This window comes from Sphingobium sp. WR1, from assembly GCF_059693745.1.
The window spans coordinates 178,895-194,378 of the sequence record NZ_JCATID010000002.1; the positions used below are offsets into that span (position 1 = coordinate 178,895).

Annotated in this window: 14 protein-coding genes; 5 read left to right on the forward strand and 9 right to left on the reverse strand. The window is 64.2% G+C overall.

The genetic code is table 11. The annotated features are described in order from the left end of the window. Positions 1-140 precede the first annotated feature (140 nt). Together AC58EF_RS03310 and AC58EF_RS03315 are read left to right on the forward strand one after the other, a co-directional pair. Positions 141-839 carry an HAD family hydrolase gene (locus AC58EF_RS03310; RefSeq protein ID WP_497274968.1) on the forward strand — a complete coding sequence of 233 codons (699 nt, stop codon included), beginning with the start codon at positions 141-143 and terminating at the stop codon, positions 837-839. A gap of 10 nt (positions 840-849) precedes the next feature. Beyond that, positions 850-1,611, forward strand: a complete 762-nt coding sequence (locus AC58EF_RS03315) for an enoyl-CoA hydratase/isomerase family protein (RefSeq protein ID WP_497274477.1) — start codon at positions 850-852, stop codon at positions 1,609-1,611. Between the two features lie 8 nt (positions 1,612-1,619). On the opposite strand, the gene AC58EF_RS03320 is transcribed toward AC58EF_RS03315, so the two are convergent. From AC58EF_RS03320 to AC58EF_RS03360, 9 genes are all read right to left on the reverse strand, one after another. Then, on the reverse strand, positions 1,620-1,997 hold the full coding sequence (locus AC58EF_RS03320; RefSeq protein WP_497274479.1) for a VOC family protein: 378 nt from the start codon (positions 1,995-1,997) through the stop codon (positions 1,620-1,622). A 123-nt stretch (positions 1,998-2,120) separates the two neighbouring features. Next, entirely contained in the window at positions 2,121-3,521 is a 1,401-nt protein-coding gene (gene lpdA / locus AC58EF_RS03325) for a dihydrolipoyl dehydrogenase (RefSeq protein ID WP_497274481.1), read from the reverse strand. A 111-nt stretch (positions 3,522-3,632) separates the two neighbouring features. Further along, positions 3,633-4,898 (reverse strand): 2-oxoglutarate dehydrogenase complex dihydrolipoyllysine-residue succinyltransferase, encoded by a 1,266-nt coding sequence (gene odhB, locus AC58EF_RS03330; RefSeq protein WP_497274483.1) that lies wholly within the window; start codon positions 4,896-4,898, stop codon positions 3,633-3,635. An 8-nt stretch (positions 4,899-4,906) separates the two neighbouring features. Further along, entirely contained in the window at positions 4,907-7,717 is a 2,811-nt protein-coding gene (locus tag AC58EF_RS03335) for a 2-oxoglutarate dehydrogenase E1 component (RefSeq protein ID WP_497274484.1), read from the reverse strand. Between the two features lie 89 nt (positions 7,718-7,806). Beyond that, on the reverse strand, positions 7,807-8,691 hold the full coding sequence (sucD, locus tag AC58EF_RS03340) for a succinate--CoA ligase subunit alpha (RefSeq protein WP_497274485.1): 885 nt from the start codon (positions 8,689-8,691) through the stop codon (positions 7,807-7,809). 100 nt (positions 8,692-8,791) lie between these two features. Beyond that, the gene (mdh, locus tag AC58EF_RS03345) at positions 8,792-9,754 is read right to left on the reverse strand and encodes a malate dehydrogenase (RefSeq protein WP_497274487.1); all 963 of its coding nucleotides are present in this window, start codon (positions 9,752-9,754) and stop codon (positions 8,792-8,794) included. A 378-nt stretch (positions 9,755-10,132) separates the two neighbouring features. Next, positions 10,133-11,245 (reverse strand): cell division protein ZapE, encoded by a 1,113-nt coding sequence (gene zapE, locus AC58EF_RS03350; RefSeq protein WP_497274489.1) that lies wholly within the window; start codon positions 11,243-11,245, stop codon positions 10,133-10,135. Further along, positions 11,242-11,703, reverse strand: coding sequence for a PaaI family thioesterase (locus AC58EF_RS03355; RefSeq protein WP_497274490.1), 462 nt, complete (start codon positions 11,701-11,703; stop codon positions 11,242-11,244). The genes zapE and AC58EF_RS03355 overlap by 4 nt, the downstream gene beginning before the upstream one ends. A gap of 1 nt (position 11,704) precedes the next feature. Next, positions 11,705-12,493: a succinate dehydrogenase iron-sulfur subunit gene (locus tag AC58EF_RS03360; protein WP_497274492.1), complete on the reverse strand. Its 789-nt coding sequence runs from the start codon at positions 12,491-12,493 to the stop codon at positions 11,705-11,707. 354 nt (positions 12,494-12,847) lie between these two features. On the opposite strand from AC58EF_RS03360, the gene AC58EF_RS03365 reads away from it, so the two are divergent. From AC58EF_RS03365 to AC58EF_RS03375, 3 genes are read left to right on the forward strand one after another with little or no spacing between them, the layout of a single operon-like run. Next, positions 12,848-13,918, forward strand: a complete 1,071-nt coding sequence (locus tag AC58EF_RS03365) for a CDP-glycerol glycerophosphotransferase family protein (RefSeq protein WP_497274494.1) — start codon at positions 12,848-12,850, stop codon at positions 13,916-13,918. Further along, positions 13,915-15,012 (forward strand): CDP-alcohol phosphatidyltransferase family protein, encoded by a 1,098-nt coding sequence (locus AC58EF_RS03370; RefSeq protein WP_497274495.1) that lies wholly within the window; start codon positions 13,915-13,917, stop codon positions 15,010-15,012. The genes AC58EF_RS03365 and AC58EF_RS03370 overlap by 4 nt, the downstream gene beginning before the upstream one ends. Then, complete coding sequence (locus tag AC58EF_RS03375) at positions 15,009-15,446, forward strand: HIT family protein (RefSeq protein ID WP_497274497.1); 438 nt, start codon at positions 15,009-15,011, stop codon at positions 15,444-15,446. The genes AC58EF_RS03370 and AC58EF_RS03375 overlap by 4 nt, the downstream gene beginning before the upstream one ends. Positions 15,447-15,484: the final 38 nt, after the last annotated feature.

Sequence of the window (15,484 nt, forward strand, 5' to 3'; positions counted from 1 at the left end):
GAGGATGATGACGGCGAGCGGCCGAGACGTCGGGTTGGGAGCGGTCACTTTCGACAGGTCCTTGGCAATGAGCGATGAATAGACACACCCTCTGCCATGTTTGACTTGCCATGGCCACCACGGGCGCGGCATGGCGCGGCATGGCAGCGAGAAATTTGAACCCGATCCCCTCAGGCCCCATTCCGTTCGACATCGTCGGCTTCGATCTGGACGGCACCTTGATCGACACCAGCGGCGATCTGGCCGCGGCGGTCAACTATGCGATCGGCACGATCGGCCGCCCGCCCTTTCCGGTCGCCGCCATCCACCCCTTCGTCGGCAAGGGCGCGATGGTGATGCTCCAGCGCGCGCTCGACGCCTCGGGCGGGTTCGACGAAGCGACGCTGGCGCATCTGCTGCCGATCCTGCTCGATTATTATGAGCAGAATCTCGCCATCCACTCCGTCCCCTATCCCGGCCTGATCGCGGCGATGGATCAGCTTGCCGCGCGCGGCGTGAAGCTCGCCATCTGCACCAACAAGGCGGAGCGCTTCACCATGCCCCTGATGCGCCAGATCGGCCTGTCGGACCGCTTCGCCAGCATCATCGGCGGCGACACGGTGGGCGTGTCCAAGCCCGATCCCGCGCCGATCCACGCGATGATCGAGCGCGCGGGCGGCGGCCGCACCATCTTCGTCGGCGACACCATCAACGACATAGCCGGCGCGCGCAATGCGGGCATCGCCAATGTCGCGGTCAGCTTCGGCTTCCTCGATGGTCCGGTCGAAAATCTGGAGGCGGACGCCGTCATCCATCATTTCGACGAACTGGTGCCGCTGCTGGAACGCTGGCCGGCATGAGGAGTCTGTCATGACTTTAGGGCTGGAAACGGACGGCCCGGTCGCGCGGCTGCTGATCGACCGGCCGGATCGCCGCAACGCCATGACCCAGGCTATGTGGGAGCAACTGCCCCATCTGGTCGACGCAGCGATGGCGGACGCCGCCATCCGGGTGCTGATCCTGGCTTCGGCCACGCCCGACCTCTTCTGCGCCGGCGCCGACATCAACGAATTTGCCGCCTGCTCGGGCGATGAAGACTGGCGCGTCGCCAACCAAGCCGCGATCCGCGCCAGCCAATATGCGCTGGCCCATGCCGAAAAGCCGGTGATCGCCGCGATCGACGGCGATTGCGTCGGGGGCGGATGCGGCCTGGCGATCGCCTGCGACCTGCGCATCGCGTCGCCCGCCGCACGCCTCGGCATCACGCCCGCGAAGCTCGGCATCGTCTATTCGCTGTTCGACACGAAATTACTGGTCGATCTGGTCGGCCCGGCCCGCGCCCGGCGCATCCTCTTCACCGGCGCGCTCCATGACGCGCAGGAGGCGCTGAACATCGGCCTGATCGACGAGATCGCCGCCGATCCGCTCGCCGCCGCCGACGCGCTCGCCCGCACGATCGCGGCCAATGCCCAGCATAGCGTGCGATCGTCCAAGGCGATCATCCGCCGCATCCTCGACGGGCAGGCGGACGACGACGCGACCACGCTGGCGCTGTTCCGCGACGCCTTCACCCTGCCCGACTTCGCGGAGGGCGTGGCGGCGTTCCGGGAAAAAAGGCCGCCGGATTTTTAGACGGCGGATTATTTGGCCGAATAGGTCATCGCCTCAATCTTGTTGCCGTCGGGATCATGGACGAAGGCGCCATAATAATGGGCGTCATATTGGCCTCTGATCCCCGGTTCGCCGTCGCTGCGCCCGCCATGCGTCAATGCCGCCGCATAGAAGCGGTCGACCATGGCCCGATCCTCCGCGCCGAAAGCGACATGGCTGCCATTGCCTGCCGTCGCCGGCTTGCCGTCCAGCGGCGTTTCCGCGCTGAACATCAGATGCCCGCTGCCATAATCGGCCGATGTGTCGGACGCCTTCATCAGCGTCAGCCCCAATATGGGCAATACCGCGTCATAGAAGGTCCGCGCGCGCGCCACGTCGTTGGTGCCTACGGAAACATGATGGATCATGGTCGCTCTTCTCCTGCCTGCTCCAGCCGAACGAGCGGCCCGCCCGCGCGATCCCTATGCGCCCAAAAGAAAAGGCCCCCGAAACCGGAGGCCTTCCCTTCGAAACGTCGATCAGCCGGCCGATCACATATGGATCGGCTTGCCGGTCACGGCCATAGCCGCTTCCTTGATCGCCTCGCTGTGGGTCGGGTGCGCGTGGCAGGTATAGGCGATGTCCTCGCTGGACGCGCCGAATTCCATCGCCTGCGCCGCCTGCGCGATCATCGTGCCGGCGACGGTCGCGATGATCCACACGCCCAGCACCTTGTCGGTTTCGGCGTCGGCGATGATCTTCACGAAACCGTCCGGCTCATGATTGGTCTTGGCGCGGCTGTTGGCCAGCATCGGGAACTTGCCGACCTTGACCGCGCCGCGTTCCTTGGCGGCTTCCTCGGTGAGGCCCACGCCCGCGATTTCCGGCTTGGTGTAGACCACCGACGGGATCACGTCATGGTTCACGATGCCGGTCAGGCCCGCGATATTTTCTGCGACGGCGATGCCCTCATCCTCGGCCTTGTGCGCCAGCATCGGGCCGGGGATGACGTCGCCGATCGCCCAGACGCCCGGAATCTTGGTCGCGAAGTCATGATCGGTCTCGATCTGGCCACGCTGGTTCAGTTCCAGCCCGATCTTGTCGAGGCCAAGACCCTCGGTGTTGGGACGACGGCCGATCGACACCAGGACGACATCCGCCTCGATCTTCTCCGCATCGCCACCGGCGGCGGGTTCGACGGTCAGGGTCACGCCCTTCTTACCGACTTCCGCGCCCGTCACCTTGGTGCCGAGCTTATAGTCGAAGCCTTGCTTCTTGAAGATCTTGTTGGCTTCCTTGCGGACTTCGCCGTCCATGCCGGGCAGGATCTGGTCGAGATATTCGACCACCGTCACCTTGGCGCCCAGGCGCTTCCAGACCGAACCCAGTTCCAGGCCGATCACGCCGCCGCCGACGACGACCAGATGATCCGGCACCTTGTCCAGTTCCAGCGCACCGGTCGAATCGACGATCTTGCCGCCCGCATTGTCGACCGCGACGCCGGGCAGCGGCGTGACCGAGGAACCGGTGGCGATGACGATATTCTTCGCCGTCACCTTCTCGCCATTCACTTCGACGGTGTTCGCGCCGGTGAAGCTGGCCAGCCCCTTGAGCCATGTCACCTTGTTCTTCTTGAACAGGAACTCGATGCCGCCGGTCAGCCCCTTGACCGCGTCGACGCGCTGGCCCTGCATGGTGGGCAGGTCCAGGCTCATCTTGTCGATCTTGACGCCCAGCTTGGCGAGCGCACCATTGGCGGCCTCATCATAAAGTTCGGAGGCGTGCAGCAGCGCCTTGGACGGAATGCAGCCGACGTTCAGGCAGGTGCCGCCCAGCGTCTCGCGGCTTTCGGCGCAGGCGGTCTTGAGGCCCAGCTGCGCCGCGCGGATCGCGGCGACATAACCACCGGGGCCGGCGCCGATCACCAGAACGTCATAATCGAAATCGGACATGAGATTTTTCCTCTTTCCGTCATGCCAGCGAAGGCTGGCATCTCCCTTTTCTTCAGAAAGAACAAGGGGCACCCCGGCTTTCGCCGCCGGGGTAACGTTAGATTGCAAGTGTTACAGGTCGATCAGCAGGCGGGTCGGATCCTCGATCGCATTCTTGACCGCGACGAGGAAGGTGACTGCCTCGCGGCCGTCGATCAGGCGATGGTCATAGCTGAGCGCCAGATACATCATCGGACGGATCACGATCTCGCCATTGCGGACGACCGGGCGGTCCTCGATGCGGTGCAGGCCCAGCACCGCCGACTGGGGCGGGTTGATGATCGGGCTGGACAGCAGCGAACCGAACACGCCGCCATTGGAGATGGTGAAGGTGCCGCCCTTCATATCCTCCATGGTGAGCGTGCCTTCCTTGGCCTTCTTGCCGAAGCTGCCGATCGTCTTTTCGATATCGGCAACGCTCAGCGATTCCGCGTTGCGGATGACCGGCACGACCAGACCGTTGGGGGCCGAAACGGCGACCGAGATGTCGGCGAAGTCGTTATAGACGATCTCGTCGCCTTCGATCTGCGCGTTGACGCCCGGAATGTCACGCAGCGCCATGCAGACGGCCTTGGTGAAGAAGCCCATGAAGCCCAGACGGACGCCATGCTTCTTCTCGAACAGATCCTTATATTTGGCGCGCGCCTCGATGACGTTGGTCATGTCGACATCATTGTAGGTCGTCAGCAGCGCGGCGTTGTTCTGCGCTTCCTTCAGCCGCTTGGCGACCGTCTGGCGCAGGCGGGTCATCTTGACCCGCTCCTGCTTGCGGCTCGGGCCAGAAACCGATGCACCGGCGGGTGCGTCGGCAGCCGGGGCAGCGGCGGCAGCGCCGGCCGCAGCCTTGGCCGTGCCGTCGGCGACAGCGGCCATGACGTCGTCCTTGGTCAGGCGGCCATCCTTGCCGGTGCCCTTGATCTTGCTCGGGTCCAGGCCATGTTCCAGCACCAGGCGGCGCACCGCCGGCGACAGGGTCAGATTGCCGCCATCTTCGTCGTCCGCAGCGGCGGGCGCCGACGCGGCCGGGGCAGGCGCCGCGGCTTCTGCCTTGGCGGCCGGAGCGGCGGCAGCGGCGGGCGCCGGCGATGCACCAGCGGACGCGCCTTCGTTCACATAGGCCAGCAGCGCGCCGACCTCGACCGTGTCGCCTTCCTTGGCAACGATGTCGCCCAGCGTGCCGGCGACCGGGGCGGGCACATCGACCGCGACCTTGTCGGTTTCCAGGCTGACGATCGGCTCGTCGGCCTTGACCGCTTCACCCGGCTTCTTGAGCCACTGGCCCACGGTTGCTTCGGTAACGGATTCGCCCAGCGTGGGGACTTTGACTTCGGTGGCCATAAGCTGTCTCAGCCTTTCTTCTGGCGGCGGATTTCTTCACGAACGCTGTGACCCAGCGCATCGGCGACGAGGGCGCCCTGCTCGGCGACATGGCGCTTGGCCAGGCCCGTAGCGGGCGAAGCGGACGGCTTGCGACCGGCATAGCGGGCGCGCATCGGCGCCTTGCCCGCCTTGGCCAGCGCTTCCTCGATATAAGGCTCGACGAAGAACCAGGCGCCGTTGTTGCGCGGTTCTTCCTGACACCAGACGACCTCCTCCAAATTGGTCATGCGCTCGATGCGCGTGGCCAGCGCCTCGGTGGCGAACGGGTAGATTTGTTCGATGCGAACGATCTGCACATTCTTGTCCCCGGCGGCGTCGCGGGCTTCCATCAGGTCGTAGAAGACCTTGCCGGAACACAGGATCAGACGCCTGGTATCCTTGTCGGCCGCCCCGTTGGGGTCCGACAGGATGCGCTTGAAGTGCGTCTCGCCCAGAAAGTCCTCAGCCTTGCTGACCGCCAGCTTGTGGCGCAGCAGCGACTTGGGCGCCATGATGATCAGCGGCTTGCGGAAGGGCCGCAGCATCTGGCGACGCAGGGCGTGGAAGTAATTGGCCGGGGTCGTGATGTTCGCGACCTGGATATTGCCTTCCGCGCAGAGCTGGAGATAGCGCTCCAGACGCGCCGAACTATGCTCCGGCCCCTGCCCTTCATAGCCGTGCGGCAGCAGGCAGACCAGGCCGTTGGAACGCAGCCACTTGGTTTCCGACGAGGCGATATACTGGTCGAAGATGATCTGCGCGCCGTTCGCGAAGTCGCCGAACTGGGCCTCCCAGAGCACCAGGCTCTTCGGGTCGGCCAGCGCATAGCCATATTCGAAGCCCAGCACGCCATATTCCGACAGCGGGCTGTCCAGCACCTCGAACCGGCCATGCGGCACGGTCGAAAGCGGGATATATTTCTTCTCGCTGTCCTGATCGGTCCAGACCGCATGACGCTGGCTGAAGGTGCCGCGCCCCGAATCCTGACCCGACAGGCGGACGCCATAGCCTTCCGACAGCAGCGATCCGAACGCCAAAGCCTCGCCGGTCGCCCAGTCGAAATTCTCGCCGCTCTTGAACATCTCGGCCTTGGCGTCCAGCACGCGCTTCAGCGTCTTGTGGACGTTGAGGCCGTCGGGAACGGTCGTCAGCGTCTTGCCCAGGCTGTCGAACAGCTTGCTGCTGATCGCCGATTCCACATTCTGCCGCGCGGTTTCGGCGTCAGCGGGCTTGTGCAGGCCCGACCAGCGACCGGCGAACCAGTCGGCCTTGTTGGACTTGTAGCTCTTGGCCGCCTCGAACTCTTCCTCCAGATGCGCGACGAACTCGTCGGTGGCCTGCGAGACGAAGGCGTCGTCGACCAGCCCCTCCGCCTTCAGGCGCGCCGCATAGACGTCGCTGACCGGCGGATGCTGGCGGATTTCCTTGTACATCAGCGGCTGGGTGAAGCCCGGCTCATCGCCTTCATTGTGGCCGAAGCGGCGGTAGCACCACATGTCGATCACGATGTCGCGATGGAAGGTCTGGCGATATTCCATCGCCAGCTTGCACGCGAAGGTCACGGCTTCGGGATCGTCGCCATTGACGTGCAGGATCGGCGCCTGCACGCCCTTCGCCACGTCGGACGGATAGGGCGAGCCGCGCGAGAATTGCGGGCTGGTGGTGAAGCCGATCTGGTTGTTGATGATGAAGTGGACGCAGCCGCCGGTATTGTAGCCGGAAACGCCCGAGAAGCCGAGGCATTCCCAGACGATGCCCTGACCGGCGAAGGCGGCGTCGCCGTGAATCAGCACAGGCAGGACCTGCTCATGCTTGGCTAGGTCGTCGCGGAAGGTCTGTTGTGCGCGGACCTTGCCCAGCACCACCGGATCGACGGTTTCGAGGTGCGACGGGTTGGGAACCAACGACATATGGACCTTGATACCGTCGAACTCGCGGTCGGTCGAGGTGCCGAGATGATACTTCACGTCGCCCGAGCCGCCGACATCCTCGGGATTGGCGGTGCCGCCCGAAAATTCGTGGAAGATGACGCGGAAGCCCTTGGCCATCACATTGGCCAGCACGTTCAGGCGGCCGCGATGGGCCATGCCGAACACGATCTCGCGCACGCCCGAGGAGCCGCCATATTTGATGACGGCTTCGAGCGCGGGGATCATGGATTCGCCGCCATCCAGGCCGAAACGCTTGGTACCGACATATTTGCGGCCCAGGAACTTCTCATATTGCTCGCCCTGGATGACCTTGGCCAGGATCGCCTTCTTGCCCTCGGGCGTGAAGTGGATTTCCTTGTCCTTGCCTTCCAGCCGGTCCTGAAGGAAGCGGCGTTCCTCCACGTCGGCGATGTGCATATATTCCAGGCCGACATTGCCGCAATAATTGGCGCGCAGGATCGCCACGATCTCCGCGACGGTCGCATATTGCAGGCCCAGCGTGCCGCCCAGATAGACCTTTTTGTTGAGGTCGGTCAGGCCATGATATTCCGGGGTGAGATCGGCCGGCAGGTCACGCTTGGCCAGGCCCAGCGGATCGAGATTGGCGGCCAGATGGCCGCGCACGCGATAGGTGCGGATCAGCATCTGCGCGCGGATGGCGTCGTCGGCGGCGGCAACGGCGTCGGTATCCGACACGGCCTTGCCCGCGGACTTGGCGGCGGCCTTCACGGCGACCTGCATCTGCGTGGGGTCCAGCGCCCCGGTCAGATCATCGGTATCGCTCAGCGGCCAGTTGTCGCGCGCCCAGCTCGGGCCGCGTTCGATCTCCCCGACCCCGTCAAAAACTTCCTGGTTCTCGTAACCCATTGCCTTGTCCCATCCCAGCCGCGTGCAGTCGCGGAAGCGGGAAAATAGCGGCCGGGGTGCAGCCCGGCCGCTTCATATATAGTGGCTGATCAGCCCTTGAGTACTTCGACCAGCGTCGAACCCAGTTCGGACGGGCTGGCGGCGACCTTGATGCCGGCCGCTTCCATCGCCGCGATCTTGCTTTCCGCATCGCCCTTGCCACCCGACACGATCGCGCCGGCATGGCCCATGCGACGGCCCGGAGGCGCCGTGCGACCGGCGATGAAGCCGGCCATCGGCTTCTTGCGGCCACGCTTGGCTTCGTCGATCAGGAACTGGGCAGCCTGTTCTTCCGCGTCGCCGCCGATTTCGCCGATCATGATGATCGATTCGGTGGCGTCGTCGGCCAGGAACAGCTCCAGCACGTCGATGAAGTTGGTGCCGTTGACCGGGTCGCCGCCGATACCGACCGCAGTGGTCTGGCCCAGGCCGGCATTGGTGGTCTGGAACACGGCTTCATAGGTCAGCGTACCGGAACGCGATACGACGCCGACCGAACCCTTGGAGAAGATCGAACCGGGCATGATGCCGATCTTGCACTCATTGGGAGTCAGCACGCCGGGGCAGTTCGGGCCGATCAGCCGCGACTTGGAACCCGACAGCGCGCGCTTCACGCGCACCATGTCCAGCACCGGAATGCCTTCGGTGATGCAGACGATCAGCGGGATTTCGGCGTCGATCGCTTCCAGGATCGAATCGGCTGCGAACGGCGGCGGAACATAAATGACCGAGGCGTCGGCACCGGTCTTCGACTTGGCTTCGGCGACGGTGTCGAACATCGGCAGGCCGATATGGGTGGTGCCGCCCTTGCCCGGCGTGACACCGCCGACCATCTGCGTGCCATAGGCCAGAGCCTGCTCAGTGTGGAAGGTGCCGGTGGCACCGGTCATACCCTGGGTGATGACCTTGGTGTTCTTGTTCACCAGAATGGACATATGCGTCCCTTTTGCTTCTGTGGACGTGGCACTTGGGTCGAAAACGACCCGCCCCAGGCTGCGCACTTACCTGGGGCGGACCGGTGCAAGCTGGGTAGGATCAGGCGAGCGAGGGGTCGATGCCCTTGCAGGCGACCAGCAGTTCCTTGACGGCGTCGACCGACACCTGGAGGTTGGCCTTGGCTTCGTCGTTCAGCTCGATCTCGACGATCTGCTCGACGCCGTCCTTGCCGATGATCACGGGCACGCCGACATAGAGATTGTCGACGCCATATTGGCCGGTCAGGTTCGCGGCGCAGGGCAGCAGGCGCTTCTTGTCGCCCAGATAGGCCTCGGCCATGGCGATCGCGCTGGTGGCGGGCGCATAGAAGGCCGAGCCGGTCTTGAGCAGCGCGACGATCTCGCCGCCGCCCGAACGGGTGCGCGCGACGATGGCGTCGATGCGCTCCTGGGTCGAACGACCCTGCTTGATGAGGTCGGGGACGGGGATGCCCGCGACGGTCGAATATTCGATCACCGGGACCATCGTGTCGCCATGGCCGCCCAGCACGAAACTGGTGACGTCCTTGGCCGACACGTTGAATTCTTCCGCGAGGAAATGGTTGAAGCGCGACGAGTCGAGCACGCCGGCCATGCCGACGACCTTGTTGTGCGGCAGGCCCGAAAATTCGCGCAGCGCCCACACCATCGCGTCGAGCGGATTGGTGATGCAGATGACGAAGGCGTCGGGCGCGTTGGCGGCGATGCCCTCGCCCACGGCCTTCATGACCTTGAGGTTGATGCCCAGCAGGTCGTCGCGGCTCATGCCCGGCTTGCGGGCGACGCCGGCGGTGACGATGATGACGTCCGCGCCCGCAATGTCGGCATAGTCGTTGGAACCGGTGATCTTCGCATCGAACCCTTCGACCGAAGCGCACTGCGCCAGATCGAGCGCCTTGCCCTGCGGAACGCCTTCGACGACGTCGAACAGGACGATGTCGCCGAGTTCCTTGAGCGCCGCGAGATGCGCGAGCGTGCCGCCGATATTGCCAGCGCCGATGAGCGCGATCTTCTTACGGGCCATATGCAATCATCCTCCAAGTCGTGACTACTGGAATTGCACGCCCGCCTACGCCCTTCGAGCGGGGGTTTCAACCGCGGAAATCCGTGGAAGGCAAATTATCTTTGCAATTCGTTCGCAATTGCATTAAGGCCCTTTCACCCCCTGTCGCTCCGGGCTTCTACCCTGGCCTGCGAGCCTTCCCTGCAGAGGTATCCTGCCGGATGCCATCGTTCGCGATGGCATCCGGTCTGTTTTCCTTTCCAAAAATTGCGTTCAGATGAACGGCGCGCGCAACGTCGACGGGCGGAGCCATTATGTCGCCGTTGCGAGTGTAACGAAGCAATCCGCTGCTGTTACAATGGATTAGCTCGCCGCGACCGCAATAACCGATGTAAAAGCCTATTTCGGCCCGTGGCCAAGGGCGAGATAATCGTCCGACTGCATTTCCATCAGCCGCGACACGGTCCGCTCGAACTCGAAGGCGCCATCGCCTTCGGGATAGAGTCGCATCGGCTCCGCATCGGCCGACGCCAGCAGCTTCACCTTATATTCGTAGAGCGAGTCGATCAGCGTCACGAAGCGCGCCGCCTCGTTCCGCTTTTCCGGTCCCAGCACGGGAATGCCGACGATGATGACCGTATGATATTTGCGCGCGATCGCCAGATAGTCGGGCGCGCCCCGCGCCTCGGCGCAGAGCCGCTTGAAGGAGAAGACGGCGACGCCCTTCAGGCTCTTGGGCACATGCATGGTGCGCCCGCCCTGCACGACGATGTCTTCGGACGGCACCTTGGCCCGATCCTCGACCGAAAAGTCGGTCAGACGGAAAAAGGCCTCGGACAGTGCCCGGGTCGCCTCCGGCCCGTTGGGGACATGCCACAGCTTGGAGTCGCCCAGACGGTCGCGCCGGTAATCGGTCGGCCCGTTCAGGGTCATCACATCCAGCTTCACCTTGATCAGGTCGATGAAGGGCAGGAAGAGTTGGCGGTTGAGTCCATTCTTGTAGAGTTCGTCCGGCTCGCGGTTGGAGGTGGTGACGATCGTCACCCTTTTTTCCAGCAGCCCGGTAAAGAGGCGGGACATGATCGCCGCGTCGGCCATATTGTTGACGACCATCTCGTCGAAACAGAGCAGCCGCGCCTCGTCGGCCAGCGACTCGACCACCGGCGGGATTGGATCGCCCGTCTCCGACTTGCGCGCCTCCGCCAGCCGGGCGTGGACGTCGAGCATGAACTCATGGAAATGGGCGCGCTTCTTGCGCTGGACATGGACCGTGTCGAAGAACAGGTCCATCAGCATCGACTTGCCGCGCCCCACCCCGCCCCACATATAGAGGCCGCGCGGCGGCTCGGGCTGCTTGCGCAGCAATTTCCACAGGGTCGATCCGCGCGCGGGCACCGATTCCAGTTCCTGCTGCAACTCGCCGAGCCGCACCGCCGCCGCCCGCTGGTCCGGGTCCGGCCTCAGTTCGCCGGCCTGCACCAGCGCGTCATAGCGGGCGATGACGCTGGTCACTTGAGGGGCGGCGCCTTGCGGATGGTCGCGGTGGACGCCGCGACGGGCGCGCCGTCCTGGGTCATCACCATGCGCAGGAACATCATCCGCCCGGTTTCGCGCAGCAACTCCACCTCCGCGATCAGGTCGGGTCCGACCTTGCCCGCGCCCAGATATTGCATGCTAAGGTCGACGGTCACGCCATTGACCTGTTCCTTGTGCCCCATCGCCCAAAGCCCGCCAAAATAGGCATGATCGGCGAAGGCGGCGAGAAAACCGCCATGCAGCGTGTCGAGCCGGTTGCGATGGCTGACGCGCGTTTCCAGCCCGACCAGCGCCTGGCCGGGCGCGTCGCTGCGCATATAGCCGCGGCCGATCGCCTGCAAAAACGTATCGGATTGCAAGTCGGACCATGGGGTCCATCCCGCCCATTTGCCATCCGTCAGCGGTTTCCCGCCCGCAACGCCGTCGCTCGCCAACTTACAGCTGCCGCTCGACCATCATCTTCTTGGTTTCGGCGATCGCCTTGGCCGGCGAAAGACCCTTGGGGCAGACATTCGCGCAATTCATGATGGTGTGGCAGCGATAGAGGCGGAAGGGATCTTCCAGCTCATCGAGGCGCTCGCCGGTATATTCGTCGCGGCTGTCGGCCAGCCAGCGATAGGCCTGGAGCAGGATCGCCGGGCCAAGGAACCTGTCGCTGTTCCACCAATAGCTGGGGCAGCTGGTCGAGCAGCAGGCGCACAGGATGCACTCGTAGAGGCCGTCCAGCTTCTCGCGGTCGGCGGGCGACTGGAGCCGCTCCTTGCCGCTGGGCGCCGGGCTGACGGTTTGCAGCCAGGGCTTGATGCTGTTGTACTGGGCGTAGAAATGGGTGAAGTCCGGCACCAGATCCTTGATCACGTCCATGTGCGGCAGCGGCGTGATCTGCACCTGCTTGCCGGCGCACTCGTCGATCGCGGTGGTGCAGGCGAGGCCGTTGCGGCCGTTCATGTTCATCGAGCAGGAGCCGCAAATGCCTTCGCGGCAGGATCGGCGGAAGGTCAGCGTCGGATCATATTCATTCTTGATCTTGAGCAGCGCGTCCAGAACCATCGGGCCGCACTGGTCAAGGTCGATCTCGAACGTGTCGTAGCGGGGATTTTCGCCGGAGTCGGGATCATAGCGATAGACCTTGAAGCTGCGGACATTCGTCGCACCTTCGGGCGCCTTGTAGGTCACGCCCTTGCCGCTGATCTTGCTGTTCTTGGGCAAAGCAAATTCGGCCATCGCTCGTCGAGCCTCTTCGTCGATGTCTGTCTGATGGGGGTCCGCATAACGAAAAATCTGCAAAGGTCCAGCGCTGAGGACCATGTTTCTGTCCTCAAACCCTTGTTGCAAATGGCTTGCAATTATTTGGAGGGGATCGCTGCTCCTTCTTGCTTACTCCGCCATGATCGCTACGGAGCGATTGCCCATGGGAATGACAGGACAAGACCCCTTCCTCCGTTCGGGCTGAGCTTGTCGAAGCCCTCCCTTTCTTCGGAAGAAAGAATGGCCCTTCGACATTGGCACGAGTCACGTGCCTCGTGCCAACAGGGCGAACGGACAATATTGCCATCTCGCCGCCAGGAACCGCCGCGCTTGCCGATCGACATCGCCTTTCTCGCCATCGCCGAAGCGCAGCAGCTCTATCACTGGCTGCCCGCCGCGCTGGAACTGGCGCGCCGGCCCGATGTGCGGGTCAGCATCCTGTCGCCTTCGGACCAGATATTGGCGCTGGTCGGCAGCTATGATCCCGACGGCCGCCTGCACCGCATTCGCCTGGCGCGTCCGCCTTCCGGCCCCGACTCGCTGTTCCGCCAGCCCTCCCGGCTGGCGACGCTGCTGCTCAACTATCCGACCATCGCCCGCTTCCCGACGCTGGTGACGACCGAGATCAGCAGCGCCTGGCTACGCCGCATACCCGGCTTTCGATCCCGCCTCATCCTCATCAAGCATGGCGCGGGCGATCGGGAGGGCGGCTACAGGAAACGCCACGCCGATTTCGACCTGACCTTGGTCGCGGGCGAGAAGGATCGCCGCCGGATGATCGCGCGCGGCCTCTGCACGGCGGAGACGGTCGCGGTCGGCGGCTATCCCAAGTTCGAGCTGAAGGCGGCGCGACAGCGCTTCTTCCCCGACGACAGGCCCGTCCTGCTCTACAATCCGCATTTCGACCCGCAGCTTTCCTCCTGGATCAACCATGGGCCGGCGGTGCTGGCCGCGCTGGAATCGCTCAGCGGCTGGAACGTGATCATCGCCCCGCATACCAAGCTGGCGCGCAAGGCCCCGCCGATCGTCAGCGCCGCCCCCCATATCCGCGTCGACATGGGCAGCCGCCGGTCGATCGACATGAGCTATACGATGAGCGCCGACGTCTATCTGGGCGATGTGTCGAGCCAGGTCTATGAATTCCTCCTCGAACCCCGGCCCTGCATCTTCCTCAATCTCGACCATCGCGATGCCGCCTGCGAGACCTTCGCCCACTGGCGTCTTGGCCAGGTGATCGAGCGCGCCGACGCCTTGCCCCAGGCCCTCGCCCGCGCGAACGACTTGCAACCGACCTATGTTGCCGCGCAAAAGGCGGCGATGCAGCAATCGATAGACCTGTCCCCGGTCCCCGCGTCGCAGCGCCAGGCCGACCTCATCCTGAACTTCGCGAGCCAAGCATGAACCAGACCCTCACCACCACCCTCGGCCCGGTCCGCCTGCTGGGCGAAAATGCGACGCCGATCTGGGGCATGTCCAATGCCGAGCGCAATCGCCGCATGGCGGAAAGCGCTGCAAAGAACGGCAGCAGGCTGGCGGAGGGGCATGAACTGCTCTTCAACCTTAGCTATGCCTTCGATCCGCTGCTGCTGCGCCTGGCGCTGGAAACGCCCGGCACTTTGTTCGCCTGGGCGGGCACGCCGGTCGTGGGGCAGGTGGCGCAGGGCGCCGATCCGCTCACCGCCCCCCATGTCATCGACCTGTCGGACGGGCGCAAACTCTACAATCGCCAGTTACGCAAGCTGGAGCAGCCGATGGTGCGCGAACTCACCCCCGCGACCCGGCGGGGGATCGAGCGGCGCAGCTATTTCGGCGCCTATAAGGGCGTCACCGATCTGCTGACCAAATATCTCTGGCCCGAACTGGCGCTGATCCTGACGCGCATCGCCGCGCAGCTGAAGATGACGCCCAACATGGTGTCGGTGATCGGCGTCACCCTCTGCCTGGTCGCGACCTTCCTCTTCGCCAAGGGCATGTATTGGAGCGGTTTCCTCTGCGGCTTCATCTTCATGGTGCTGGACACGGTCGACGGAAAGCTCGCCCGCTGCACCATCACCTCGTCCAAATGGGGCAATGTGATCGACCATGGCGTCGATCTGGTCCACCCACCCTTCTGGTGGTATTTCTGGGGAACGGGCCTCGTCTATTGGGGGCTGGCGCTGTCGCCCGGCACCTTCACCTTCATCATGACCGCGGTGATCGCGGGCTATGTGCTGCAACGGCTGATCGAAGGGATGTTCCTCAAGGATTTCGGGATGGATATCCATGTCTGGCGTCCATTCGACAGCCAGTTCCGCCTGATCACCGCGCGGCGCAATCCGAATATGGTGATCCTGTTCGTCGCGCTGCTGCTCGGCCGTCCCGACATCGGCCTGATCGCGCTGGCCTGGTGGACGATCCTCTCGCTGATCGTCCATGCCGTGCGGTTGGCGCAGGCTTATGGTGTGAAGCGCTCAGGCAAGCCGATCGTCAGTTGGATGGATGAAGCAGCAGCATGAACGCGACGATCGAGAAATTCGGCTGGCCAGCGACCCTGATCGCGGAGTTCGCCCACTGGCTGGTCCTACTGCGCCCGGCCCAGCCGACGCTGGGATCGCTGGTGCTGGCGGCGAAAAGCGACGCCACCGCCTTCGGCGACCTTCCAGCCGAAGCCCATGCGGAACTCAAGACCGTCACCGCCACGATCGAGGCGGCGCTGGCCAGGGCGGTGGGCTATGACAGGATCAACTATCTGATGCTGATGATGGTCGACCCCCATGTCCATTTCCACGTCCTGCCCCGCTATGCGGGGACACGCAGCGCGGCGGGCGTGACCATGGCGGACGCGGGCTGGCCGGGCCAGCCGGACCTTGGCGCGGCGGTGAAGCTGGACAGCGATCTGGACAATGTGCGCGATTGGTTGAAGGGCTGTTTCGACCGGGAAATGGCGTAACGTCAATCGGCCAAAAAAAAGGCCTCGCGGCGCGGTGA

Excerpts from the sequence above, each read along its gene's own strand:
- lpdA (WP_497274481.1), bottom strand. The coding sequence starts at position 3,521 with ATGTCCGATTTCGATTATGACGTTCTGGTGATCGGCGCCGGCCCCGGT.
- AC58EF_RS03320 (WP_497274479.1), bottom strand. The coding sequence starts at position 1,997 with ATGATCCATCATGTTTCCGTAGGCACCAACGACGTGGCGCGCGCGCGG.
- AC58EF_RS03375 (WP_497274497.1), top strand. The coding sequence starts at position 15,009 with ATGAACGCGACGATCGAGAAATTCGGCTGGCCAGCGACCCTGATCGCG.
- AC58EF_RS03360 (WP_497274492.1), bottom strand. The coding sequence starts at position 12,493 with ATGGCCGAATTTGCTTTGCCCAAGAACAGCAAGATCAGCGGCAAGGGC.
- odhB (WP_497274483.1), bottom strand. The coding sequence starts at position 4,898 with ATGGCCACCGAAGTCAAAGTCCCCACGCTGGGCGAATCCGTTACCGAA.
- mdh (WP_497274487.1), bottom strand. The coding sequence starts at position 9,754 with ATGGCCCGTAAGAAGATCGCGCTCATCGGCGCTGGCAATATCGGCGGC.
- AC58EF_RS03315 (WP_497274477.1), top strand. The coding sequence starts at position 850 with ATGACTTTAGGGCTGGAAACGGACGGCCCGGTCGCGCGGCTGCTGATC.
- AC58EF_RS03310 (WP_497274968.1), top strand. The coding sequence starts at position 141 with ATGGCAGCGAGAAATTTGAACCCGATCCCCTCAGGCCCCATTCCGTTC.
- AC58EF_RS03370 (WP_497274495.1), top strand. The coding sequence starts at position 13,915 with ATGAACCAGACCCTCACCACCACCCTCGGCCCGGTCCGCCTGCTGGGC.
- AC58EF_RS03335 (WP_497274484.1), bottom strand. The coding sequence starts at position 7,717 with ATGGGTTACGAGAACCAGGAAGTTTTTGACGGGGTCGGGGAGATCGAA.
- sucD (WP_497274485.1), bottom strand. The coding sequence starts at position 8,691 with ATGTCCATTCTGGTGAACAAGAACACCAAGGTCATCACCCAGGGTATG.